The 24,556-nt window shown below is 60.5% G+C and carries 22 protein-coding genes and 1 pseudogene; 11 read left to right on the top strand and 12 right to left on the bottom strand.

Annotation, left to right across the window (positions count from 1 at the left end; translation table 11 throughout):
- Positions 1-3,762, top strand: a 3,762-nt coding sequence (locus AC07YV_RS25040; RefSeq protein WP_494990362.1) for a beta strand repeat-containing protein, incomplete at its 5' end; no start/stop codon positions are given.
- Between the two features lie 230 nt (positions 3,763-3,992).
- On the opposite strand, the gene AC07YV_RS25045 is transcribed toward AC07YV_RS25040, so the two are convergent.
- Positions 3,993-4,694: an EthD domain-containing protein gene (locus AC07YV_RS25045; protein ID WP_102701805.1), complete on the bottom strand. Its 702-nt coding sequence runs from the start codon at positions 4,692-4,694 to the stop codon at positions 3,993-3,995.
- A 371-nt stretch (positions 4,695-5,065) separates the two neighbouring features.
- Here AC07YV_RS25045 and AC07YV_RS25050 point away from each other — a divergent pair, with 371 nt between their 5' ends.
- Complete coding sequence (locus tag AC07YV_RS25050) at positions 5,066-5,980, top strand: LysR family transcriptional regulator (protein ID WP_102701806.1); 915 nt, start codon at positions 5,066-5,068, stop codon at positions 5,978-5,980.
- Here AC07YV_RS25050 and AC07YV_RS25055 read toward each other — a convergent pair.
- Complete coding sequence (locus tag AC07YV_RS25055; RefSeq protein ID WP_102701837.1) at positions 5,970-6,746, bottom strand: substrate-binding domain-containing protein; 777 nt, start codon at positions 6,744-6,746, stop codon at positions 5,970-5,972. The genes AC07YV_RS25050 and AC07YV_RS25055 overlap by 11 nt on opposite strands.
- Before the next feature lie 26 nt (positions 6,747-6,772).
- A complete protein-coding gene (locus AC07YV_RS25060; RefSeq protein WP_102701807.1) occupies positions 6,773-8,077 on the bottom strand; it encodes an MFS transporter in 1,305 nt (434 codons plus the stop codon).
- Positions 8,078-8,292: 215 nt separating this feature from the next.
- Here AC07YV_RS25060 and AC07YV_RS25065 point away from each other — a divergent pair, with 215 nt between their 5' ends.
- Together AC07YV_RS25065 and AC07YV_RS25070 are read left to right on the top strand one after the other, a co-directional pair.
- Positions 8,293-8,898: a LemA family protein gene (locus AC07YV_RS25065; RefSeq protein ID WP_102701808.1), complete on the top strand. Its 606-nt coding sequence runs from the start codon at positions 8,293-8,295 to the stop codon at positions 8,896-8,898.
- A gap of 24 nt (positions 8,899-8,922) precedes the next feature.
- Positions 8,923-9,963, top strand: a complete 1,041-nt coding sequence (locus AC07YV_RS25070; RefSeq protein WP_102701809.1) for a M48 family metallopeptidase — start codon at positions 8,923-8,925, stop codon at positions 9,961-9,963.
- 160 nt (positions 9,964-10,123) lie between these two features.
- On the opposite strand, the gene AC07YV_RS25075 is transcribed toward AC07YV_RS25070, so the two are convergent.
- Entirely contained in the window at positions 10,124-11,197 is a 1,074-nt protein-coding gene (locus AC07YV_RS25075) for a sensor domain-containing diguanylate cyclase (RefSeq protein WP_102701810.1), read from the bottom strand.
- A gap of 173 nt (positions 11,198-11,370) precedes the next feature.
- On the opposite strand from AC07YV_RS25075, the gene AC07YV_RS25080 reads away from it, so the two are divergent.
- Positions 11,371-11,709: an FKBP-type peptidyl-prolyl cis-trans isomerase gene (locus AC07YV_RS25080; RefSeq protein WP_102701811.1), complete on the top strand. Its 339-nt coding sequence runs from the start codon at positions 11,371-11,373 to the stop codon at positions 11,707-11,709.
- A gap of 19 nt (positions 11,710-11,728) precedes the next feature.
- On the opposite strand, the gene AC07YV_RS25085 is transcribed toward AC07YV_RS25080, so the two are convergent.
- Positions 11,729-12,052: a protealysin inhibitor emfourin gene (locus AC07YV_RS25085; RefSeq protein WP_102701812.1), complete on the bottom strand. Its 324-nt coding sequence runs from the start codon at positions 12,050-12,052 to the stop codon at positions 11,729-11,731.
- Positions 12,049-13,110, bottom strand: a complete 1,062-nt coding sequence (locus AC07YV_RS25090; protein WP_102701813.1) for a M4 family metallopeptidase — start codon at positions 13,108-13,110, stop codon at positions 12,049-12,051. The genes AC07YV_RS25085 and AC07YV_RS25090 overlap by 4 nt, the downstream gene beginning before the upstream one ends.
- A 201-nt stretch (positions 13,111-13,311) precedes the next feature.
- On the opposite strand from AC07YV_RS25090, the gene AC07YV_RS25095 reads away from it, so the two are divergent.
- The 3 genes and pseudogenes from AC07YV_RS25095 (at position 13,312) to AC07YV_RS25105 (ending at position 14,548) form a co-directional block, all read left to right on the top strand.
- Positions 13,312-13,788, top strand: a complete 477-nt coding sequence (locus AC07YV_RS25095) for an MEKHLA domain-containing protein (protein ID WP_102701814.1) — start codon at positions 13,312-13,314, stop codon at positions 13,786-13,788.
- A 60-nt stretch (positions 13,789-13,848) separates the two neighbouring features.
- Positions 13,849-13,992, top strand: a pseudogene (locus tag AC07YV_RS25100) (transposase domain-containing protein); the annotation flags it as partial.
- Between the two features lie 7 nt (positions 13,993-13,999).
- Positions 14,000-14,548: an AAA family ATPase gene (locus tag AC07YV_RS25105; protein ID WP_102701815.1), complete on the top strand. Its 549-nt coding sequence runs from the start codon at positions 14,000-14,002 to the stop codon at positions 14,546-14,548.
- A gap of 126 nt (positions 14,549-14,674) precedes the next feature.
- Here the strand turns inward: AC07YV_RS25105 and AC07YV_RS25110 are convergent, their stop codons facing one another.
- From AC07YV_RS25110 to AC07YV_RS25130, 5 genes are all read right to left on the bottom strand, one after another.
- Positions 14,675-15,694, bottom strand: a complete 1,020-nt coding sequence (locus AC07YV_RS25110) for a branched-chain amino acid aminotransferase (RefSeq protein WP_102701816.1) — start codon at positions 15,692-15,694, stop codon at positions 14,675-14,677.
- Positions 15,695-15,937: 243 nt separating this feature from the next.
- Complete coding sequence (gene lpdA / locus AC07YV_RS25115; protein ID WP_102701817.1) at positions 15,938-17,320, bottom strand: dihydrolipoyl dehydrogenase; 1,383 nt, start codon at positions 17,318-17,320, stop codon at positions 15,938-15,940.
- A gap of 18 nt (positions 17,321-17,338) precedes the next feature.
- Entirely contained in the window at positions 17,339-18,610 is a 1,272-nt protein-coding gene (locus AC07YV_RS25120; RefSeq protein ID WP_102701818.1) for a dihydrolipoamide acetyltransferase family protein, read from the bottom strand.
- Entirely contained in the window at positions 18,611-19,669 is a 1,059-nt protein-coding gene (locus tag AC07YV_RS25125) for an alpha-ketoacid dehydrogenase subunit beta (RefSeq protein WP_015095444.1), read from the bottom strand. It lies immediately after the preceding gene.
- Position 19,670: 1 nt separating this feature from the next.
- On the bottom strand, positions 19,671-20,906 hold the full coding sequence (locus AC07YV_RS25130) for a 3-methyl-2-oxobutanoate dehydrogenase (2-methylpropanoyl-transferring) subunit alpha (RefSeq protein WP_102701819.1): 1,236 nt from the start codon (positions 20,904-20,906) through the stop codon (positions 19,671-19,673).
- A gap of 185 nt (positions 20,907-21,091) precedes the next feature.
- On the opposite strand from AC07YV_RS25130, the gene bkdR reads away from it, so the two are divergent.
- A complete protein-coding gene (bkdR, locus tag AC07YV_RS25135) occupies positions 21,092-21,580 on the top strand; it encodes a Bkd operon transcriptional regulator BkdR (protein WP_007976593.1) in 489 nt (162 codons plus the stop codon).
- Between the two features lie 266 nt (positions 21,581-21,846).
- Here the strand turns inward: bkdR and AC07YV_RS25140 are convergent, their stop codons facing one another.
- On the bottom strand, positions 21,847-22,710 hold the full coding sequence (locus tag AC07YV_RS25140) for an MBL fold metallo-hydrolase (protein WP_102701821.1): 864 nt from the start codon (positions 22,708-22,710) through the stop codon (positions 21,847-21,849).
- A 96-nt stretch (positions 22,711-22,806) separates the two neighbouring features.
- Between AC07YV_RS25140 and AC07YV_RS25145 the strand changes: the two genes are divergently transcribed.
- Positions 22,807-23,148, top strand: a complete 342-nt coding sequence (locus AC07YV_RS25145) for an ArsR/SmtB family transcription factor (protein ID WP_007976596.1) — start codon at positions 22,807-22,809, stop codon at positions 23,146-23,148.
- A gap of 155 nt (positions 23,149-23,303) precedes the next feature.
- Positions 23,304-24,548 (top strand): NAD(P)/FAD-dependent oxidoreductase, encoded by a 1,245-nt coding sequence (locus AC07YV_RS25150; RefSeq protein ID WP_102701822.1) that lies wholly within the window; start codon positions 23,304-23,306, stop codon positions 24,546-24,548.
- Positions 24,549-24,556 lie beyond the last annotated feature (8 nt).

A 24,556-nucleotide genomic window follows, 5' to 3' on the forward strand; every position in this document is an offset into this window, starting at 1 on the left:
CAGGTCAGCGATGGCCTGGGCGGTATGGACACCCAGCAAGTGACCATCACCATCTCCGGCAGCAACGACGCACCCGTGCTCAGTTTCGCGACGGGCAATGATGCGGGCGCGGTGCAGGAAGACGCCACGCTCAGCGTGACAGGCCAGTTCAGCTCGGCCGACATCGATCACGACGCCACGGCGATCTGGAGCATCAATGGCTCGCCAACCGGCACCTACGGTTCGATCGCCGTCGACAACAGCGGCCAGTGGACCTACACCCTGGCCAATGGCACCAATGGGGTCGCCAGTGCGGTGCAGGCGCTGAAGGCGGGAGAAAGTCACAACGAAGTGTTCAGCGTGCAGGTCAGCGATGGCCTGGGCGGTATGGACACCCAGCAAGTGACCATCACCATCTCCGGCAGCAACGACGCACCCGTACTCAGTTTCGCAACGGGCAATGATGCCGGCGCGGCGCAGGAAGACACCACGCTCAGCGTGACAGGCCAGTTCAGTTCGACCGACATCGATCACGACGCCACGGCGACCTGGAGCATTGCCGGGTCAAATACCGGTACCTACGGCTCGATCGCTGTCGACAACAGCGGCCAGTGGACCTACACCCTGGCCAACGGCACCAATGGGGTCGCCAGTGCGGTGCAGTCACTGAAGGCGGGAGAAAGTCACAACGAAGTGTTCAGCGTGCAGGTCAGCGACGGCCTGGGCGGCGTCGACACCCAGTTGGTGACGATCATCGTCACTGGCAGCAACGACGCCGCCGTGCTGTCCTCGGCCAGCGTTACGCTGAGCGAAACCAATGCTCCGCTGACCACCGGCGGCAGCCTGACCATTAGCGATATCGACAGCCCGGAAAGCTTCCAGGCCCAGTCCAACACCGCCGGCAGCTACGGCCAGTTCTCCATCGGCACCGGCGGTGCCTGGACCTACGTCGCCAGCTCCGCGCACAACGAGTTCGCCGTCGGCACCACCTACACCGATACCTTCGCGGTGAGCAGTGCCGACGGCACCCTCACTTCGGTCACCGTGAATATCCTCGGCACCAACGATGCGGCCGTGCTGTCCGCCGACATCGCCAACCTCACCGAGACTAATGCCGCCGTCGACATTTCCACCACCGGTACCCTGACCATCAGCGACGTCGACAGCGCCGCCACCTTCGTCGCCCAAACCAACACCGCCGGCAGCTACGGCCAGTTCTCCATTGGCACCGGCGGTGCCTGGACCTACGTCGCCAACTCCGCCCACAACGAGTTCGCCGCCGGCACCACCTACACCGACACCTTCGCGGTGAGCAGTGCCGACGGCACCCTCACTTCGGTCACCGTGAATATCCTCGGCAGCAACGACTCACCGACGATCATTTCCAACGGTGGCGGTGCGACGGCTTCGATCAACGTGGCGGAGAACACCACGGCGGTCTCGACAGTGGCGGCGACCGATGCTGATCTACCGGCGCAGACGCTGAGCTACTCGATCCTGAATACGGCCGGGACGGACTTCAGCAAGTTCTCGATCAGTTCGAATGGGGTGCTGGCGTTCAATTCGGCGCCCGATTACGAGAGTCCCCAGGATGTCGGTGGTACCGATGGCGACAACGCCTACGTTGTGGATGTTCAGGTGGCCGACGCCAGTGGCGGAATCGATACGCAGACGATTACGGTAAACGTGCAGAACGTCGTTGAAACTCCGATTGATACAACACCGCCAGCTTCACCGACTGGGCTGACTTACAACAATTCCGGTACAAACCATAAGCTTTCAGGGAGCGCCGAAGCTAATTCATTCATTAAGGTTTACCTGGACAATGGTAATGGCGTGTTTGGCGCCGGCGACACAGAAATTGGGACCGGAACGACCAACACCGGCGGTCAATTCGCCAATATTGATTTGGCTGGCAAGTTTACGGGTACCAAGACGCTATTTGTCACGGCTATGGACGCGGCAGGCAACGTGAGTGCTGCAACAAGCATTAGCCTGACTTACCCTGCGGGAGTGTCCGGAGAAGCAATTAACCTTGCGATTGCCGATCCATCGGCAGGCCTGAGCGATAGCTTTGTTGTCACAATTGCCGACGTTCCGTCAAATTGGACTCTAAACGCCGGAATCAACAACGGCGACGGCACCTGGACCGTGCAGACCAGCGATCCCGGAGCATTGACCGTGACAACACCAGAAGGCTTCGCGGGCGCTGCGGTACTCCACATCAACATGACCTGGACTCACGCCGACGGCAGTGTGGGCAGTTCCTATGTATTCAATAACGTCGAGGCCTTTGCCCCCGACACGCCGATCTTCGCCCTGTCCGCTGACGACAACCTGACCGGTTCGTCCGGTACCGACACCTTCGTCTTCGCCCAGCCGATCGGCAACAATCAGATCTACAGTTTCGATGCCACGGCAGACAAGATCGACATGATCGGCTTCACGGGCGTCACCGGCTTTGCTGACTTGAGTATCACTAACGACGCCAATGGCAATGCATTGGTCAGCATAAGCTCGGGTCAGACGGTCACCCTGAAAGGTGTCGATGCCGCGAACTTGAGTGAAGCGAACTTCCAGTTCGATGTCGATCCGCTCACCAACAACGCCGGCACCCTCACCATTGCCGACGGCGCGATCATGCCGTTCGGTGGCAGCATCCATAACAGCGGCACCATCGAGCTCGACTCCAGCGGCAACGAGACCAGCCTTGAGATTCTGTTCCGTGGAGCGACCTTGACCGGTGGCGGCCAGGTGCTGCTATCCGACAACGCGCAAAACGTGATTTTTGGTGGCAGCGCGGACACGGTACTCACCAATGCCGACAACACCATCTCGGGCGCCGGTCAGTTGGGCGCGGGGCAGATGATGCTGGTCAACTCGGGCCTGATCCTTGCCAGCGGCGTCAATGCGCTGGTGATCGATACCGGCAGTAGCGCCGTCACCAACACGGGGGTGCTGCAAGCCAGCGGCAGCGGCGGATTGCTGATTGAAAGTGCGCTGGTTAACAGCGGTAGCCTGTGGGCGAACGATGGCAATGTCACCATCCATGGTGATGCCGCAGGCGCGGGAATCGCGACTATCAGCGGTTCGGCGATACTGGAGTTCGGTGCGGCCTCCGATCAGCATGTGACGTTCGACAGCGGCGCGGCAGGCACGCTCAAGCTCGATGTGTCGACGGCGTTCAGTGGCAGCGTCAGCGGTTTTGCCGCAGGTGACAAGCTGGACTTTGGCGATGTGGCGTTCGGCGCCGATACGCAGATCACTTATGCAGCGAATGACACAGGCACCGGCGGCCTGCTGATGGTGAGCGACGGTGCGCAGGCGGCGCAGATCGCGCTGAATGGCCAATACGCGGCGGCGGGGTTGCAGGCGAACGCCGAGGGTAGTGGCAGTGAACTGGCCTACGATGCCGCGGCGGCAAACCACAGGATGCTGGGCGGTCTGGCCAACGACACGCTGGTCGGCGGTGCGGGTGACGATCTGTTCCTCGGCGGGCAGGGCAACGACACGTTCTATGGCGGTCTCGGCAACGACACTTTCATGTTTGCTGCCGAAGGCTTCGGCAACGACTCGATCCAGGACTTCGACCTCAATCCGGGCGGAGGGCAGGACTTGCTCAATATTGCGGGGACGGGGATCAACAGCGAGACGTTCGCTGCCAACGTGAGCATTGCGGCTGACGGGGCGGACACGGTGATCGGGATCGGCGTGGACTCTATTCGCCTCGTCGGTGTCAGCAGTGCAGGTATCGATCAGGCGGACTTTATCCTGGCGGTTTGATGCTTTTGCTGCCGGCCGCCCGTTGCTACGCGGTTGCAGGCCCCATCGCGGATAAATCCACGATGGGGCCTGTGGGAGGTATTCTCAAGAACTTCGATGTGGGTTGACTGACTTGCTCAGCGCTAGACGCGGTCATCCCATCGAAGTCAGCAAAGGGGCTTTGAAAACCACCTCACTCAGTCGTCTGAATAAGGCTGTGATCCAGGGGCACGCTTGGCGATTACCCGGTCTTACAGACAGTACTGGCTGGTAGGCAGCACGTCGATCTTGTCGAAATCGATGAATCGGCTGCAGCTGTCCATCATCGTCGCCAGGTTACGCTGGAATTTCGCTTCGTCGCCCACTGCATCGAAAAAGGCCCGGGGATCGGTCATGGCAGCGGGTGGGAAACATTCTTCGACTATGGCATCGATCCTTGGCGCACCGTGCGACAGCGCCAACACCACCAGGTTTTGCACGTATTGGAAGTTGTCCTGCGTGACTACGGCCACCTCAGTGTGATGGTTGCGCCAGATGTCCAGCCAGGCTTGCGGCGTCAGACGCGGAGGTCGGGTCAGCAGGGCCAACTGGGCGAACCCGTGAGTACGTTCACCGGGCGTTGAAGGGAAGCGAGTATTGGCGATGGCTACCGATTCGCATACCAGGTAGGCAGCCATGCGTGCCGTTGCGGCCGTGATGACGCTGTCGAAAGGACGACGAGCGGGCCCGTTGGCACTGTCCAGCCACAGCGACAGGCTGGCATCGGGCAGTGGTCGGTTGTTTTCCTGGCGCAGTCCGGCTGCGGGCTGCACATCGGCATCGGACAGGTTCAATTGCACACCACAGGCACCGAGTGCCAGCAATTGCCCGGCGACTTCACTGCGCAGGCGATGGGTGAAGGTATCAGGACTGACTTGAGTATCACGCCACAGTAGATAGATGACTTTTTCCATAGCTATCAAGCGCCTCGTTGTGATTGTTGGATGAAGCAACCGTGCAGACACGTGGGGAAAAAACTGGCCTCATGGTTGATCAAACTCAACCCTCGGTAATACCTCAAACAGACTATTCAACAAAAAAACAGGCGGGGAGATGCCGGCGTTTTGGGTTCGGGCTCACGCTCGACTGTCCGCTTCTGGCTGTGGATTCAACCGGTCGAGCTTGTGCTGCGCGTCATGTGTATGAGGGCCGATCGGGCGTTTCAACTGATCTGGAAAAAATTCAAATCCCAGTGAAAATGACCGGCTCAGCCGATAGAGCTTTGCATCAATTGGTTACATTCATAGAATAAGCTGATCAATCTGCCTCGTTTCCGGGTAACGCCATGGCGATCAACTTCGACCTCAATGACCTGCAGGCCTTCCGTGCCGTGGTTGAGCAGGGCAGCTTTCGCAAGGCCGCCGATACGGTGCGCATTTCCCAGCCCGCCTTGAGCCGGCGGATCGAAAAACTCGAAGATGCCCTTGGCGTGCGCCTGTTCGAGCGCACCACGCGCAAGGTCAGCCTGACCCAGGCCGGACGGGGTTTCATGCCCAGCGTCGAGCGCCTGCTGGATGATCTGGACGTGGCATTGCTGGGCATCAGCGAAGTCGCTTCGACCCGGCTCGGCCATGTCACGGTCGCCTGTGTACCCTCGGCGGCTTACTACTTCATGCCGCGGGTGATTGCGCACTATCACCGGCAGTTTCCGCGGATCAAGGTCAAAGTGCTGGACTCCAGCGCCCACGACGTCTTGAGCGCGGTGGTCAATGGCGAAGCGGATTTCGGCCTGAGCTTCATGGGCACGCTGGAGGCCGAAGTGGATTTCGAGCCCCTGGTGCAGGAAGGGTATGTCGTGGCGTGCCGGCGCGATCATCCGCTGGCGGGGCGCAGCAGTGTCACCTGGGACGAGTTCTATCGGCAGGATTACATCTCCCTGGATAAAACCTCGGGCAACCGCTTTCTGCTGGATCAGGCGTTGACCGGCGTGGTGCCGCAGCGGTCGAGTATTTGTGAAACCCGTCACGTGACCACCATGATCGGTCTGGTGGAGGCCGGGTTGGGCGTGGCGGCGGTGCCGTTGATGGCGATGCCGGCGGCGGATCATCCGATCCTGACGCGGGTGCCGCTGACCGATCCGCAAGTGATGCGCAGCGTCGGTCTGATCAAGCGCCGGGGTCGAACCCTGACCCCGGCGGCATTGGAGCTGGAACGGCTGGTGGTGGAGATGAAAGTCCTGCAGCCGTCGGTCAGCGACTGACCGAGTCCAGTCCGGTCGCTTTCACATCCGGTTGAGCCTGGGTCGAGGCCAGGTATTCGAGCAAGGCTTTGGCTTCGGCCGGGTGCTGTGCCCCTACCGGGATGCCGGCGGCAAACCGGGTCACCGATTGCACGGACTCCGGAATCTTCGCCACGAAACTGACCCCCGGCACCGGCAACAATTCGCTGACCTGCTGAAAGCCCAACTGATAGTCGCCGGTGGCAACCACGGAGCCCACGGGGATTTTCGGCACCATGGTCGATTTGCGCTTGAGCTGGTCTTCGATCCCCAGGCGCTTGAACAGCTGCTGCTCGATGTACACGCCGCTGGCACTGTCGGAGTAAGCCACCGATTTCGCCTCGAGCAATGTCTTTTTCAGGCCCTCGACATTGCCGATGTCCGGCTTCGGTGCACCTTCGCGCACCACCAGGCCAATGCGCGAATCCGCCAGTTCGACTCGTGAAGCAGGGTCGACCTTGCCTTGTTTGATCAGATCGTCCAGTGCGTAGCCGACCATGATCACCACGTCGGCTTGCTCACCCCGGGCCAGGCGATTGGGAATCGCTTCCGGCGCCTTGCCCATGGAGGGACCGAGTGCGGTGTCGAGGGTATTGCCGGTAGCGGCGGCGAACTTCGGGCCGAGGATCTTGTAGGCCGCCGTGAAGCCGCCGGAGGTCATCACACGGATCTCTTCAGCCTGGGCAATGCCGCTCAATCCAAGGCTGGCCACCAACGCGATGGCGGCAAAACCGAACTGTTTTTTCATGATTGTGTTCTCGATCAAGGGCAGGTTCACGACACCACCGGTTGCAGATGATTCGAAGCGCGGCGATAGAGCATGAGCGTCGCGCACAACGCGCACAGTGCTGCAAAGCTCATCCAGTAACCCGGCGCCGCCTTGTCGCCGGTGTACTGGATCAGCAAGGTCGACATCGCCGGGGTGAACCCGCCGAACACGGCCGTGGCCAGGCTATAGGCGAGGGAGAAGCCGGCCACCCGGACTTCCACAGGCATGATCTCTGTCAGCGCCGGGATCATCGCGCCGTTGTACAGGCCGTAGATAAACGACAGCCACAACAGCACCAGCAGCATGTGGATGAAGCTGGGCGCGTTCACCAGGTAGGTCAGCACCGGGTAAGTGGTGGCGATGGCCAGCAAGGCCATGGCGATCAACACCGGGCGTCGACCGATACGGTCCGAGAGTGCACCGCCAATCGGTAGCCAGATGAGATTCGAAACACCCACCAGCAATGTCACCAGCAGCGCATCGGACGTGCTCAGGTGCAGGACGGTTTTACCGAAGGTCGGTGCGTACACCGTGATCAGGTAGAAGGCGGTGGTGGTCAGGGCGACCATCATCATGCCGGCGAACACGATCAGCCAGTTTTGCCCCAGGGTGCGGAACACCTCACCCATGCTCGGGCGGTGTTTACGGGTGGCGAACTCTTCGGTTTCCTCCAGGTTGCGACGCAGCAGGAAGATGAACGGCACGATCATGCAGCCGACGAAGAACGGAATGCGCCAGCCCCAGTCGGCAATCACACTCGGCGCCATCCACTGGTTCAAGGCGTAGCCCAGTGCGGCGGCGACGATGATCGCCACTTGCTGGCTGCCCGACTGCCAACTGGTGAAAAAGCCCTTGTGGCCGGGTGTGGCGATTTCGGCGAGATACACCGACACACCACCCAGTTCCGCACCGGCGGAAAAGCCCTGCAGCAGCCGCCCGATCAGCACCAGGGCCGGGGCGAACAAACCGATGGTTTCGTAACCGGGCACTAGCACAATCAGGACCGTACCGCTGGCCATGATCGACAGGGTCACGATCAAGCCTTTGCGTCGACCCACGTCATCGATATAGGCACCCAGCACCACGGCGCCCAACGGACGCATCAGGAAGCCTGCACCGAACACGGCGAAGGTCATCATCAACGAGGCGAATTCGCTGCTGGCCGGAAAGAACACGGCAGCGATCTGCGTGGCATAGAAACCAAAAAGAAAGAAGTCGAACTGTTCGAGGAAGTTGCCCGAGGTGACCCGGAAGATTGCGCTGGCCCGGGAGCGACCGGCAGTCGCGGGCCGTTGGATTGATGCTGTCATTGAACTGTACTCCACCGCTTTTATGACGTGCGCCGGCTGGACGCGGCGCACGGTTCTTATTAGGGCGGATAGTGGAGCAGGGGTGCCGATATGTTAATTGCATTGTTGGCATGCATTGATGTGCAAAGCGGATCAATGCACGTACTCACATCAAACAGGATATTCCGTTAACATCCTGCGCAATATTCCCCCTGCGTGAACAAGGACATCACACCATGAGTACTAACGGCATCATCCTGCTGGTCATTTTGGCCGTTCTGACTCTCTGCATTCTGTATGCGATCGGGCTCTACAACGGTTTGGTCGCCCGTCGCAACGAAATCAAAAATGCCTTCGCGCAGGTTGAGGTTCAACTCAAGCGGCGCTACGACCTGATCCCTAACCTGGTAGCAACCGCCAAGGGCTATCTGGCCCACGAGCGCGAAACCCTTGAGGCCGTCGTTACCGCACGCAATACGGCGTTGGCCGGGCTCAAGGCGGCTCAGGCGCAACCGGGTGATGCGCGCAATATTGCACAACTGAGTCTGGCTGATGGCGCACTCAACAGCGCCATGGGGCGTCTGAACGTCACCCTGGAAGCCTACCCCGAACTCCAGGCTTCGCAGAACATGCAGCAACTGAGTGAAGAGATCAGCAGCACCGAAAACAAAGTGACGTTCGCACGTCAGTTGTACAACGATGCCGTGCTGGCTTACAACAATCTCAAGCAGAGCTTCCCCGCCGTGCTGTTGGCAGCCCGCTTCGGCCATGCCGCCGATGCTACACCGCTGGAGTTTTCCGACACCGCGTCCATTCAACAAGCCCCCCAGGTTTCCTTCTGACGCGCTTTGCCCACGGACGGTCCGATGAACTTTTTTCAACAACAGCGTCAGTCCAGACACCGAACGGCGCTACTCGTGATATTGATGATCCTGGCGGTGCTGAGCCTGATCACCATGACTTCCCTCGTTTTCAGCCTCAAACATGCCGACGATGGCAGCGGTGCTCTGGCGATCAACTGGGAAGCGGTGCAGATTACGGCATCGGTCATCACCGCCGTCGTACTGATGGGCAGTTTGTTCAAATACGCAGAACTACGGCACGGAGGCAAAGTCATCGCCGAAAGCCTGGGCGGGCGTCTGATCAATCAAGGTGCCCGAACGCTCGAAGAGCAGCGCCTGATCAACGTCGTCGAAGAAATGGCTCTCGCCTCGGGCATGACCGTACCGCCCATCTATCTGCTACCGGATGAGAGCATCAATGCCTTCGCGGCCGGGTTCACTCCACAGGACGCAGTGATCGGTGTGACGCAGGGGGCGATATCGCTGCTCACACGCGAAGAACTGCAAGGGGTGATTGCCCATGAATTCAGCCACATCTTCAACGGCGATATGCGCCTGAACATGCACATGCTGGCGACCGTCAACGGCTTGCTGGTGCTTGGCCTGGCGGGCAGTCTGATACTGCTGAGAGTGAGTCGAGTCAGTAACCGTGAGAACGGTGACAACCGTCTTAAGCTGGTGGCCCTGCTGGTCGGCGTGGTTTTGTGCATCGCCGGGTTTGCCGGGAGTTTTATGGCCAGCCTGATCAAGGCCGCCGTAAGTCGGCAACGGGAGTTTCTGGCTGATGCCACCGCGGTGCAGTACACCCGTAACCCACACAGTATTGCCGGCGCATTGAAAAAAATTGGCGGCCATGCGCAAGGCTCGCACATGAGCGCAGACAGGGCAGACGAGTTCAGTCACCTGTACTTCTGCGCGGGCGGGACTTCGTCCCTGGACCGTTTGCTGGCCAGTCATCCTGACTTGAGTGAACGAATCTGGCGCATTGATGCGCAGTGGGATGGTGTGTTTCCTGCTGTCAAAGCGCCAGGGTTCCAGCGTAGAAAGAAGAAAGTGAGCGTTTAGCAGGAACAACGATCAGCACCGCTCGAGTGTCTCCAGTCGTGGAGGGTGTTGGGCTGTCTGTCTGCCGGGGTGATCATTGCCCCATCGGTACAGAGCCTGATCTACAAACCGCAAAGAGTCGCGAATATTTCCTGAACCGGCGTAGTCGGCCGATGCAACCTTATTGGCTATACAACCGCACCACGCTCTCGGTGCCCAGCCGATACTGATTGTTCCCGCTGCGCTTGGCCTCGTACATCGCCAGGTCGGCTATGTGCAGCAGGCGGTCAATGCTCGGCGCATGATCGGGGAACACGGCGACGCCCAGGCTGGTGCCGATGTGGCGCTGGTCGTTGCCAATGGTGATGGGCGGGGAGAGCTCGGCGAAGATGTTCTGGCAGATGCTGCGCGCTTCGTCCTGCAGGCTGTTGCCTTGGGGCAAGTCCTGGAGGATGACCACGAATTCGTCGCCACCGATCCGGGCGACGGTGTCGGTGCCGCGCAGGATGCGCTTGAGCCGTGTAGCGGTGGTGACCAGCACGCGGTCGCCGGCTGCATGACCATAACGGTCGTTGATGGCCTTGAAGCCATTGAGATCGACAAACACCAGCGCCACCCGCGTGGCGCTGGCGCGCGCCTGCTCCAGCGCTTCGGACAGGCGCTCTTCGAGCACCAGGCGATTGGGCAGACCGGTCAGCGGGTCGAAATGGGCCAGGTGCTTGAGGTAGTTGGCCGAGGCCTTTTCTTCGGTGATGTCGCGTACCACGCCCATCATCTTGATCGTTTCGTCGTGGTCATTCTTGACCACGTTGCCGGTTTCCCGCAGCCAGCGGATCGTGCCGTCGGGCCAGACCACGCGGTATTCCTCATCATGGTTTTCGCCGGTTTCCAGGCAACGCAGTTCGCCCGCCCGGACCCTCTGCCGGTCGTCAGGGTGCACGCAGGAACAGAACAGGGCGTAGGAGGGCGTCACTTCGCCGATCTTGAACCCGAACATGCCGAAGATCGCGTCGGACCAGTACAGGCGGTCGGTGTCGACCTCCCAATCCCAGGTGCCGATGCGAGCGAAATACTGGCTGCGCTTGAAGCGCTCGGCGTCGCCATCCTGGTGGATGTTCCGGCCTTCGGACAGGCTGTTGATGATCGCGCGGTACTGCGCCAGTTGCTTGTGCAGCGAGTGTTCGCGCCAGACCAGCGCGACGATCAGGGTAAGCGTCATTGAACCAAGGATGACGCTGGTCCAGAGCAGGATCATTCGGGCATGGCCATCAGGGCGTTGAACCGTACGGGTAATAGTTGATTATTTTAGTTCAGCAAACCGCTTTAAACGCAGCGCGCGGAGATGGCAATGGTTGCCAATCGCGGGCAAATCTGGGAAAACGGCGCCCATCAGGCCCTTGAGGGCGAGTGAGCATACGAGTGAATTGAATGAATGACGAGCTTCAGGTAATCGATCTTCAGATGGGTGACGGAAAAGCCGCGGTAAAAGGCGCGCTGATCACCACCCAGTACCGTGGCTGGCTGGAGGACGGGAGCGAATTCGATTCTTCCTACAGCCGTGGCAAACCCTTCCAGTGCGTGATCGGCACCGGGCGGGTCATCAAGGGCTGGGACCAGGGCATCCTGGGCATGCAGGTCGGTGGCAAGCGCAAGTTGCTGGTGCCGGCGCACCTGGCCTATGGCGAACGCAGCATGGGCAAGATCACGCCGAACTCGAACCTGATCTTCGAAATTGAATTGCTGGAAGTGCTGACGCGGGATGATTGACCGGTCGCGGCGGGGAGATCTACAGCAACTGCCCCGTGTCCCAAAGATGGACCAGCTCTCCCGGTGCCTGGTCCTCCGGCACTTTAAGCACCATCCGGTCTTCCTGTTCGCCTAGCCGATAGTTCACCTCTATCTGGTAAAAGCGCTGGTCGCCACGCCCGGATACCGTGCTGTCCAGGGTCAGGCAACCCTCCAGTACCGAACAGATGCGGGTGCGCTGGCTGATGTCGCATTGCGCAAACTCGATTTCCCGAGGGCGGCTCAAGGCGTGAATCGCCGCGAAACCACCCTGGCGGGAGAGGCGAACCCGGGCGTCGTCGCCCAATGCAGGCAGGGTTTTCATAGGGTCTCCGTGATTTCGATGCCCGTTTGAGCCCAGCCCTGACGCACGGCCTCGACTTCTCGCGCACCGAAGCGTTGGGCGGCATGGTCGACGGTCAGCCGGGCGAAGGCATCGAAATCGGCGTCCGGATTCAGGCGTTTGTCGCACAGGGCGTCGTACCAGATCACCCCGGCTTTCTTCCAGGCGAACCCGCCAAGCGCTCTGGCCGCCAGATAAAACGCGCGATTGGGGATGCCGGAATTAATGTGCACACCGCCATTGTCCTCCTGGGTGATGACGAATTCACGCATGTGATCCGGTTGCGGATCCTTGCCCAGCAGCGGGTCGTCGTAGGCCGTGCCCGGATGGGACATCGAGCGCAGGCCTCTGCCATTGATCTTTGGCGTCAGCAAGTCAGCCCCGATCAGCCAGTCCGCCTGCTCGACGGTGTGGCCAAGGACGAATTGCTTGGTGAGGATGCCGAACACATCCGACAGCGACTCGTTCAAGGCGCCGGACTGGTTGGCGTAGATCAGCCCGGCCGTGCTTTCGGTCACGCCATGGGCCAGTTCATGGGCGACCACATCCAGCGAGCGGGTGAAGCGCTGGAAAATTTCCCCGTCACCATCACCAAAGACCATTTGCGCGCCATTCCAGAAGGCGTTTTCGTATCCCTGGCCATAATGCACGCTGCCGACCAAGGCAAACCCCTTGTTATCGATCGAGTCGCGGCGCAGCACCTTCCAGAAGAAATCATAGCTGGCACCCAGGGCATCGTAGGCTTCATCGACGGCCGCATCGCCTGTGGCCGGCTGGCCTTCCATTCGCACCGGCATCCCCGGCAGCAGCATTTTGTTCTGGGCGTCGTGCAGGCTGCGCTGGGCCACTCCCGGCTTTCCGGGCGGCGGCAGAATCGCCCGCTCCGGCGGCCGCGAAGGTGGCCCGGGATTGGGCAGCAGGTTTTGCACATGATGCAGGGTGATCATCGCCGCCGTGCGCTGCGGTTCTGAGCCGTGGGCGATGATGCGGTTGAGAATGTAGGGCGGGATAAAACTGCGCAGTGCCGGTGAGTCGTTCATCAGTGCATCCCTGGCGTGACAGCGGTCGATACTGATGTGATCCGGGCACCCCGCGTTCGGTTCCGTACCGGGTCCTTGTGCGAGCTGGTTCGCGATAGCGACAAGTCGGTCAAAAATGATGTTGAATATCACGCCACCGTCGCGAGCCAGCTCGCCCCCCACAGGTGTTGTGTTTGAACTCACCCGCCTTACAGGAAGCCCATGTCGCCAACCAATGAATTTCTGGAGATGGTTCAACAGCTGGATGTCGCTTACCGGCACTGGACCGGTGCGCGCTTGCCGGCTCCGCAATCGCTGAGCGAAGACGAGCGCCTGGCCTGGCTGCATGCTCACGCGCCTTTTGCTTTGCTGGCCCATGGCACCGAGGCCGATCCGCTGTTTTATTACGCCAACGAGCAGGCCCTCGCCAGTTTCAAGTATCCGCGCGAGCAGTTCATCGGCATGCCTTCACGTTTCAGTGCATCACCGCTGGACCGGGACATGCGCCAGACGCTTCTGGAGCAGGTCACGGCCTATGGCATTGCTCATGGCTACAGTGGCTATCGGGTGGATCGGCAGGGCAATGCCTTCATGATTCATGAAGGCAAGGTGTGGACGCTGGTTGATCAGCAGGGTGTGCGTTTGGGGCAGGCGGCGTTGTTCTGGCCGGATGCTGCACGGGTTGGGCAGTTGGACTGATCGTCGATCAAGCCACCGGCCAATCCCTGAACAGCGGAATTCGCCCATTCGCGGACGGGCATGAATGGGCATGATCCGTATGCGTATCTGAAGGACGTTCTTACTCGCCTGCCAATGCTGCCGAGTGAGATAGCTCGCCTGCTGCCGCATCAGTGGGGCACTGTTAATTTATCGGAGATGGCAAACTCGTTTCAGAGTGGCTGAAAGCGAAATGACAAAAGAGACGGCACGTTACATCTTGATCACAGGCGCGGCAGGTTCCGGCACCACGACCCTAGCGGATGCTTTAGCAAAGGAACTGAGCACAACTCACCTGGAAGCAGATGATTTTTTGTGGCTGCCGAGTAACCCGCCATATCAGCATCTGGCGGACAAAACGCAGCGAGGAGAGCGCTTGCTACAAGAAATGCGCTCTCATGGCCGTGCCGTGGTTGCCGGATCAGTTATGGGCTGGGGTCAACCGCTTGAGAATGAATTTGATCTCGTGGTGTTCCTTTATCTTCCTGTTGAACTCAGGTTAGAGAGACTAAAACGTCGAGAGGCAAAACGCTTCGGTCAAGCAAAGCCGGAGTTTCTGGCCTGGGCAGCTCAGTATGATGAGGGAGGCGTCCCTGGACGAAGCCTGGCCAGGCATCAGGAATGGCTGTCTGTGCTTACTTGTGCGGTCTTAAAGCTTGAGGGGGACATGTCCGTTACAGATCGGGTACGGCAAATACTGGATGCCGTCGACGGGCTGAACCACACACCGTCGGTCATGTGAACGTGTGTTGGCTATACGCTTACAAGCCGGCTCCTACAGGGGCGGGTGGTAGTTTTTGAATTCGGTGCCATGAAAAAGCCCCCCACCGGTCACCCGATGGGGGGCTTTTGTGCGTCTGGCGTCAGGTCAAACCTTGACGATCCAGCCCGCTGGCGCTTCGATGTCGCCGGTTTGCACGCCGGTCAGCTCTTTGTAGAGCTTCTGGGTGACCGGGCCGACTTCGGTTTCGCTGTGGAACACGTGCAGGTGGTCGTTGTAGTCGATGCCGCCAATTGGCGTGATCACCGCCGCAGTACCGCAAGCACCGGCTTCCTTGAAGTCGGAGAGCTTGTCGATGAACACGTCGCCTTCAACCACTTCCAGACCCAGACGGGTCCTGGCCAGCTCGATCAGCGACAGACGGGTGATGCCCGGCAGTACCGATGGCGAGTTCGGGGTCACGAACTTGTTGTCGTGGGTGATCCCGAAGAAGTTGGCCGAACCGACTTCCTCGATCTTGGTGTGGGTCATCGGATCCAGGTAGATGGCGTCGGCAAAGTGGGCTTTCTTGGCCTTGGAGCCCGGCATCAGGCTGGCGGCGTAGTTGCCACCGACCTTGGCCGCACCGGTGCCTTGTGGCGCAGCGCGGTCGTAGCTGGAAATCTGGAAGTTGTGCGGGGTCAGGCCACCCTTGAAGTAGGCGCCGACCGGGATGCAGAAGATCGAGAAGATGAACTCGGGAGCGGTACGCACGCCGATGTTGTCACCCACGCCGATCACGAACGGGCGCAGGTACAGCGCGCCGCCGGTGCCGTACGGCGGAATGAAACGCTCGTTGGCGCGAACCACGGCCTTGCAGGCTTCGATGAATTGCTCGGTGTCGACTTGCGGCATCAGCAGACGGGCGCAGCTGCGCTGCATGCGCAGGGCGTTCTGGTCCGGGCGGAACAGGTTGATCGAGCCGTCCTTGCAACGATAGGCCTTCATGCCTTCGAAGCATTGCTGGCCATAGTGAAGGGCCGTGGAGCCTTCGCTGATGTGCAGCACGTTATCTTCGGTCAGGGTGCCCTTGTCCCATTCGCCATTGCGAAAGTACGACAGATAGCGCTTGTCGGTCTTGATGTAGTCAAAACCCAGCTTGTCCCAATTGATGCTTTCGTTACCCATGACACCCTCTATCACTTAACAACCGCCGAAACGGTTCAAGGCTTCTGACGTTTTTCCGGATGGGCACAACAATACTTCATTCTTGGGCTAAATCGCAGCCCAGACTATCGGCTGATCGGCAGATAATTCGCGTTGACCTTGAGAATTCGCGAGCAAGCCCGCTCCCACATTTGAAATGCATTCCCCTGTGGGAGCGAGCCTGCTCGCGAAGAGGCCATTACAGCCACCATCAATCGCCTTGAATCAAAGATGCAACGCATGCCCCAGCGCCCGCAACGCCGCTTCCTGCACCGCCTCGCCGAGCGTCGGATGCGCATGGATGGTGCCGCCGATGTCTTCCAGCCGCGCGCCCATTTCCAGGCTTTGCGCGAACGCCGTGGACAATTCGGACACGCCGACACCCACCGCCTGCCAGCCGACAATCACATGATTGTCCCGACGGGCGACCACACGCACGAAGCCGCTTTTCGACTCCAGGGTCATCGCCCGGCCATTGGCGGCGAACGGGAAGCTCGACACGATGCAGTCCAGGCCTGCAGTCCTGGCCTCGTCCGGGGTCTTGCCGACCACCACCAGTTCCGGGTCGGTGAAGCACACGGCGGCGATGGCAGTCGGGTTGAACTCGCGTGATTTACCGCTGATCAGCTCGGCGACCATCTCGCCCTGGGCCATGGCCCGGTGCGCGAGCATCGGTTCGCCGCTCAGGTCGCCGATGGCATAGACGTTGCGCATGCTGGTCTGGCAGCGGTTGTCGATCTTGATCGACGAACCGTTCATGTCCAGGTTCAGTGCTTCGAGGTTCCAGCCCTGGGTGTTCGGCTTGCGACCGACGGCCACCAGCACCTGATCGGTTTCCAGGTTCAGGGTCGCGCCGTTCGGGGCCAATACTTGCAAGGTATTTTCTTTTGAATCAAAGCCTTGCACGCTGTGCTTCAAGTAAAGCTTTACACCGAGTTTTCGCAGTTCGTCGTGCACAGGCTGTGTCAGTTCGGCGTCGTAGGCCGGCAGGATGCGCTCCTGCGCTTCCACCACGCTGACCTCGACACCGAGCTTGCGATAGGCAATGCCCAGCTCCAGACCGATGTAGCCACCGCCGACCACAATCAAGCGCTTGGGCACGGATGTCGGCGCCAGGGCTTCGGTGGACGAGATGATCGGCCCGCCAATCGGCAACATCGGCAAGTTCACGCTTTTCGAACCGGTGGCCAGCACCAGGTGCTCGCACAGGATGCGTGTGTCGCCGACCTCGACGGTTTTACCGTCAATCACTTTGGCCCAGCCTTGCACGACCTGGACCTTGTTCTTTTTCAGCAGCGCGGCAACGCCGGTGGTCAGGCGATCGACGATGCCGTCTTTCCATTCGACGCTCTTGGTGATGTCGAGGGTCGGCGCCGATACGCTGATGCCCAGGGCCGAAAGCTGATGGTGCTGCTGCGTCTGATGAAACTGCTCAGCGACGTGAATCAGTGCCTTGGACGGAATGCAGCCGATGTTCAGGCAGGTGCCGCCCAGGGATTGGCCTTCCACCAGGATGGTCGGGATGCCCAGCTGGCCGGCACGGATCGCCGTCACATAACCGCCAGGACCGCCGCCGATGATCAGCAGCGTGGTGTTCAGTGTCTGCATGACTTTCTCCACAAATGCTTAATCGACAAAGAGCGTGGCGGGTTGTTCGAGCAAGCCACGAATGGCCTGGATGAAGAGCGCCGCGTCCATGCCGTCGACCACGCGGTGATCGAAGGAGCTGGAGAGGTTCATCATCTTGCGGACCACGATCTGGCCTTTGATCACCATCGGCCGTTCGACGATCTTGTTCACGCCGACAATCGCCACTTCCGGCAGGTTCAGCACCGGCGTGCTGACGATGCCGCCCAGAGCGCCGAGGCTGGTCAGGGTGATGCTCGAGCCGGACAGCTCATCGCGGCTGGCCTTGCCGTTGCGCGCGGCGGTGGCCAAGCGCGAGATTTCCGCTGCGCTGTCCCACAGGCTGCGGGCTTCGGCGTGACGTACCACCGGCACCATCAGGCCAATATCGGCTTGCGTGGCAATACCGACATGCACGGCGCCGAGGCGGGTGATGACCTGTGCCTCATCGTCATAACGGGCGTTGATCTGCGGGAAGTCGCGCAGGGCGACGACCATGGCGCGGACCAGGAACGGCAGCAAGGTCAGCTTGCCGCGAGTCGCACCGTGTTTTTCGTTGAGGTGCGCGCGCAGCTCTTCCACGGCGGTGACGTCGATTTCCTCGACGTAGCTGAAGTGGGCGGCGCGCTGGGTGGCGTCCTGCATGCGCTGGGCGATCTTGCGGCGCATGCCGATCACCGGGATCTGCTGTTCATCGGTGCGTTGGGTGTAAGCACTGCTGACCGTCGATGCATTGGACTGACCCTGAGCCAGGTAGGCGTCCAGGTCTTCATGCAGCACGCGACCGGCTGGGCCGCTGCCACGCACCAGGCGCAGCTGAATGCCGAGGTCCAGCGCATGCTTGCGCACGGCCGGGGAGGCCAGCGGACGTTCATCGGCCGCGCGAGCCACCATCGGGCCCTGGCATACAGCCGCTTTCGGCGCTGGGGCCGCGACCGGTTTGCTTTCAACCACGGCTTCGACTTTCGGTGCCGCGACTGGCGCTTCTTTCACAGGAGCCGGTTGCGCCGACTCCTTAACGTTGCCTGCGCCTTCGACTTCAATGCTGATCAGCACACTGCCAACCGCCATGACTTCGCCTGGCTGGCCACCGAGGGCAATCACCTTGCCATGCACCGGCGACGGGATATCGACCATCGCCTTGTCGGTCATGACATCGGCCAGCACCTGATCCTCGACGACCATGTCGCCGACCTTGACGTGCCAGACCGACAATTCAACTTCTGCAATGCCTTCACCAATGTCCGGCATTTTAATGACGTGCGTGCCCATTCAGACCTCCATGACCCGTTTCAACGCCGCGCCCACTCGGGACGGCCCTGGGAAATACGCCCACTCTTGCGCGTGCGGGTAAGGGGTGTCCCAACCGGTGACGCGTTCGATCGGCGCTTCCAGATGGTGGAAGCAATGCTCTTGCACCAGCGACACCAGTTCGGCACCGAAGCCGCAGGTACGGGTCGCTTCGTGCACCACCACGCAACGGCCGGTCTTTTTCACCGATTTGACGATGGTTTCCAGGTCCAGCGGCCACAGGCTGCGCAGGTCGATGACTTCGGCGTCAACACCGCTTTCTTCAGCAGCGACTTGCGAGACGTACACGGTGGTGCCGTAGGTCAGCACGGTGACGTCCTTGCCCGGACGGGTGATCGCAGCGACGTCCAGCGGCACGGTGTAGTAACCGTCCGGCACTTGCGCGGCAGGGTGTTTCGACCACGGGGTTACCGGGCGGTCGTGATGACCGTCGAACGGGCCGTTGTACAGGCGTTTGGGCTCGAGGAAGATCACCGGGTCATCGTTTTCAATGGAGGCGATCAACAGGCCCTTGGCGTCGTACGGGTTGGACGGCATCACCGTGCGCAAACCGCAGACCTGGGTGAACATCGCCTCGATGCTCTGGCTGTGGGTCTGGCCACCGTAGATGCCACCGCCACACGGCATGCGCAGGGTCATCGGCGCGGTGAACTCGCCTGCCGAGCGATAACGCAGGCGGGCGGCTTCGGAAATGATCTGGTCGGAGGCCGGGTAGACATAGTCGGCGAACTGGATCTCGGCCACCGGGCGCAGACCGTAGGCGCCCATGCCCACGGCGACACCGACGATGCCGCTTTCGGAGATCGGCGCGTCGAACACCCGGGAGGTGCCGTACTTGTTCTGCAGGCCTTCGGTGCAGCGGAACACGCCGCCGAAGTAGCCCACGTCCTGGCCGAAGACCACGACGTTGTCGTCACGTTCAAGCATCACATCCATGGCCGAGCGCAGGGCCTGGATCATGGTCATGGTGGTCGTGGTCATGGCGGTTTCCAGCTCGATATTGTTGTTGTGATCGTTCATGTCAGATCCCCAACTCTTGACGCTGGCGCTTCAAGTGCTCCGGCATCTCTTTGTAGACGTCTTCGAACATGGTCGCAGCGCTTGGAATCTGGCCACCGGCGAGAGTGCCGTACTGCTCGGCTTCTTTCTGTGCGGCGATCACTTGGGCTTCGAGCTCGGCGCTGACCGCGGTGTGTTCCTCTTCGGACCACTGGCCGACCTTGATCAGGTGCTGCTTGAGGCGCGCAATCGGATCGCCGAGCGGGAAGTGGCTCCAGTCATCGGCAGGGCGGTACTTCGACGGATCATCGGAAGTCGAGTGCGGGCCGGCACGGTAGGTGACCCATTCGATCATGGTCGGGCCGAGGCCGCGGCGCGCACGTTCGGCGGCCCAGGCGGAGGCGGCGTAGACCGCGTAGAAATCGTTGCCGTCGACCCGCAGGGAGGCAATGCCGCAACCGACGCCGCGACCAGCGAAGGTGGTGGCTTCACCGCCGGCGATCGCCTGGAAGGTGGAGATTGCCCACTGGTTGTTGACCACGTTGAGGATCACCGGCGCGCGGTACACGTGGGCGAAGGTCAGGGCGGTGTGGAAGTCCGACTCGGCGGTAGCGCCGTCGCCGATCCAGGCCGAGGCGATTTTGGTGTCGCCCTTGATCGCCGAGGCCATGCCCCAGCCCACGCCCTGGATGAACTGGGTGGCGAGGTTGCCGGAGATGGTGAAGAAACCGGACTCCTTGACCGAGTACATGATCGGCAATTGCCGGCCCTTGAGCGGATCGCGCTCGTTGGACAGCAGCTGGCAGATCAGGTCGACCAGCGGCACGTCGCGGGCCATCAGGATGCTTTGCTGGCGGTAGGTCGGGAAGCACATGTCGTCGATGTTCAAGGCCAGGGCCTGGGCGCTGCCGATGGCTTCCTCGCCGAGGCTCTGCATGTAGAACGACATCTTTTTCTGACGCTGGGCGACCACCATGCGGTTGTCGTAGATGCGGGTCTTGAGCATGGCGCGCATGCCCTTGCGCAGGATCTCCACCGGCACGTTTTCGGCCCAAGGCCCAAGGGCATTGCCCTGGTCGTCGAGCACGCGGATCAGGCCACGGGCCAGGTCAGCCGTGTCAGCCGGTTCAACGTCGATTGGGGGTTTGCGCACCGTGCCTGCATCGGTCAGATGCAGGTAGGAGAAGTCGGTTTTACAGCCGGGACGGCCCGAGGGTTCGGGGACGTGCAGGCGCAGCGGTTCATACGCTTGGGTCATGGCTTCTACGCTCGATCTTGTGAATTTCTTGTAGTGAGCTGACAGATTTCGTTCGGTAGAAGAAATCTTGTCCTACAACAATCATAGGCCCGCCCAAGAAGAATATTTCTCTCTGTTTCGTTGCGCTAAAGATCATTTGCAGATAAAAAACCTGCATAAGCATAAAAAACAGGTGGTTTTGTCTCATGCGCAAACTGGACCGTACCGATATCGGCATTCTCAACAGCCTTCAGGAGAATGCGCGCATCACCAACGCCGACCTCGCACGCTCGGTGAACCTCTCACCGACGCCGTGTTTCAACCGGGTCAAGGCCATGGAAGAACTGGGGGTGATCCGCGAGCAAGTGACGCTGCTCGATGCCGACCTGCTGGGGTTGCATGTGAACGTGTTCATTCACGTCAGCCTGGAGAAACAGGTGGAGGAGGCGTTGCAGCATTTCGAAGAGGCGATTTCCGACCGCCCCGAGGTGATGGAGTGCTACCTGATGGCCGGCGACCCGGACTACCTGATCCGGGTGCTGGTGCCGACCATCCAGTCGCTGGAGCGTTTCATGATGGATTTTCTGACCAAGGTGCCGGGGGTGGCGAACATTCGATCGAGCTTTGCCCTCAAGCAAGTGAGGTACAAAACCGCGCTGCCGCTGCCGGCCAATGGCCTGACGTTGGGTAACTGAAAATCAAGGATCGCGTTCTGTAGGAGCTGCCGAAGGCTGCGATCTTTTGATCTTCAGAGAGCCATCGGTCGCCAGAGTCAAAAGATCGCAGCCTGCGGCAGCTCCTACAGGGTCATAGCTGATTGATGAGGATTTTCAGGTGCGGCCAATGGCCTGACGTTGGGCAACTGAAATCAAGGATCGCGTTCTGTAGGAGCTGCCGAAGGCTGCGATCTTTTGATCTTCAGGGATCCACCTTTCGCCAGAATCAAGAGATCGCAGAGGGGTTAGAGCTGATTGACGGGGATTTTCAGGTAGGTCACGCCGTTGTCCTCGGCTGGCGGCAAGTTCCCCGCCCGCACATTCACCTGGATCGCCGGCAGCAACAGCGTCGGCATGCCCAGCCCCGCGTCACGCCGTGTACGCATCTCGACGAATGCGGCCTCATCGATCCCGTCATGCACATGAATGTTGCTTTTGCGTTGTTCGCCGACCGTGGTCTGGCAGTGGGCCGACCGGTCGGCTGGCGGGTAGTCGTGACAGACGTAGAGCTTCACGCTGGCAGGGAAGGCCAGCAATTTTCGAATTGAGGCAAACAACTGGCGAGCATTGCCGCCGGGGAAATCGCAGCGGGCGGTGCCGACGTCGGGCATGAACAGGGTGTCGCCAACGAGGATTTGTTCTGCGTCGATCAGGTAGGCCATGTCCGCCGGCGTATGGCCGGGCACATGCAGGGCGGTCGCCTTGAGGTTGCCGATCATGAACGATTCGTCGGGGGCGAACAGGTGATCGAACTGCGAACCGTCGACGCGAAATGATGGCTCCAGATTGAACAGCGCCTTGAACACGTCCTGGACCTTGCTGATCGACTCGCCGATGGCGATTTTTCCCCCCAGCTGCTCGCGCAGATAGGGCGCGGCGGACAGGTGATCGGCGTGGGCGTGGGTTTCCAGCAGCCATTGCACTTGCAGTGTGTGGGCGCGGACGAAGGCGATGATTTTGTCAGCCTGGGTGGTCGCGGTACGCCCGGCCGCACCGTCGTAGTCGAGCACGGGGTCGACAATCGCACACTGCCCGCCATCGGCCTCGTAGACCACGTAGCTGTAGGTCGAGGAGGCGGGGTCGAGGAAAGCTTCAATCAGTGCGGGCATGGACACGAACCTGTGCAGGGGTGGAAAAGTCAGTTGCAACACTTTATGTAAAAACATAATGTTCGCAGCTTAAGTGACGTTGAAGGCATCCTGCAAATGCAATCCAGTCTGACCGAATGTGAAGTCGCCCAACTGCGCGCCTCGGCCTCCAAGGCCTGTGCGCTGCTCAAGGCCCTGGCCAATGAGGATCGCCTGTTGATCCTGTGCCAGCTGACCCAGGGCGAGCGCAACGTCGGCGAGCTGGAAAAAATGACCGGCGTGCGCCAACCGACCCTGTCCCAGCAACTGGGGATCCTGCGCGATGAAGGACTGGTCGCGACCCGTCGTGAAGGCAAGTACATTTTTTACGGTCTCGCCAGTCACGAAGTGATCCAGGTGATGAAAACCCTCTCCGGGCTGTATTGCGGGGCGGTGCTTAAAAGCTGGGTTCAACCTTGATCTTATCCAACACACCGAACCTGTGGGAGCGGGCTTGCTCGCGAAGGCGGTGTGTCAGCCACGTTAATGTCTACTGACACACCGCTTTCGCGAGCAAGCCCGCTCCCACAGGTTTTGTAGTTTGACTCGTAACAGTGCAGCAAAAGGAACAAGCAATGAACGATCAACACTGGGGCCCATCCATCAGTGCAGATATCGTGGTGATCGGCGGCGGTACGGCGGGCATAGGCCTTGTCGCCAGCCTGCTCAAGCGTAACCCGCAACTGAACATCACCCTGATCGAGCCCGACTCCCGGCACTTCTATCAACCGGCCTGGACGCTGGTCGGCGGTGGCGCCTACAACATGGAAAACACCGTGCGGCCGATGGCGTCGGTGATGCCCCGCGGGGTCAATTGGGTGCAGGCTGCCGTGACCGGCATCGATCCAGAGCATTGCCGGCTGATCCTCAGTGACGCGCGCACGGTCAGCTATCAGAACCTGATCGTCTGCCCCGGCCTGCGCCTGGCCTGGGAAAAAATCGAAGGCCTGGAGGAGACCCTCGGCCAGCACGGTGTGACCTCCAACTACAGCTACCGGCACGCGACCTACACCTGGGACCAGGTGCAGAAACTGCGCGGCGGCAAGGTGCTGTTCACCCAGCCGGCCATGCCGATCAAATGTGCGGGAGCGCCTCAAAAAGCGCTGTACCTGTCCTGTGATCACTGGAACAGGACCGGTGTGCTGAACAACATTGACGTCGAGTTCAATCTCGCGGGCGCGGCGTTGTTCGGCGTGGCGACCTTTGTCCCGCCGCTGATGAAGTACATCGAAAAGTACAACGCCCGGCTGGCATTCAATTCGAATCTGGTCAAGGTCGACGGCCCGGCGAAAACCGCGTGGTTCGAGGTCAAGGACGCCGAGGGCACTGTCACCCGCCAGGCAAAAACCTTTGACCTGCTGCATGTCGTTCCGCCTCAGGTGGCCCCGGATTTCGTCGCCCGGAGTCCGCTGGCCGACGCCGCCGGCTGGTGCGAGGTCGATCCCCACAGCCTGCAACATCCGCGTTATCCAGGCGTCTTCGCACTGGGTGATATCTGCGGCACCACCAATGCAAAAACCGCCGCGGCGGTGCGCAAGCAGATAGTGGTGGTGGCCGAAAACCTGCTGGCCTTGCGCAAGCAACAACCACTGCCGCTGAAGTACGACGGCTATGGCTCCTGTCCGCTGACGGTGGAGAAGGGCAAGGTGATCCTGGCCGAGTTCGGTTATGCGGGCAAATTGCTGCCGACCTTTCCCCTTGACCCGACGACGCCGCGCCGCTCGGCGTGGTGGCTCAAGGCAACACTGCTACCGTGGTTCTATTGGAACGGTATGCTCAAGGGTCGCGAGTGGCTGACGCGTCTGTCCAGGGTCGACTGAGAACTCCC

This window comes from Pseudomonas sp. GW456-E7 (genome assembly GCF_059424105.1).